The organism is Acinetobacter sp. NIOH-H-8 (assembly GCF_046635365.1).
In the GTDB taxonomy this organism is placed as follows: Bacteria; Pseudomonadota; Gammaproteobacteria; order Pseudomonadales; family Moraxellaceae; genus Acinetobacter.
This window is the reverse complement of the sequence record NZ_JBHDVN010000271.1, coordinates 1-414: the sequence shown is the minus strand read 5'-3', so window position 1 is coordinate 414 and position 414 is coordinate 1. Positions and strand designations below refer to the sequence as shown.

Below are 414 nucleotides of genomic sequence, written 5' to 3'. Positions count from 1 at the left end.
TATCTGGCGTATATTGCAGAGCAAAGTTTTTAAGGTGAGCGTCACCGTTCCCAATCAGGCAATTAAAAACAATGTACTTATACATTTTTACGACTTCTGCCTCGCTACGGGTATAGAGGTAGGTGGCTTTAAGCAAGTTTTCGTAGCTACCCTTGTACTTCTCGTTTGGGTCATTAGATCTTTTGAGAAGAGTCGTAAAATCCTCGTAGCCTAACCTGTTTCCATCAGGAGCTTTATCAAAACGCTCAATAATGTAGGTTTCTAAATTGGCTGATAGATATGTTTTGGGTGGTTGCAAACCACAATGACGAGCAGCTTCCATACAGACAAATTCATTTTCCGTCAGTAAATCAAAGTCTGCATCATAAGACTTAACAATCAGGTCTTTTTGTTGAACAGTACGCTCCGTTAGAG

The 414-nt window shown here is 40.1% G+C and carries 1 protein-coding gene; it reads right to left on the bottom strand.

Translation table 11 applies throughout. From position 1 onward, the window contains the following. The coding region (locus tag ACEWB7_RS18180; protein ID WP_411581114.1) for a HipA domain-containing protein at positions 1-414 on the bottom strand (414 nt) is incomplete at both ends.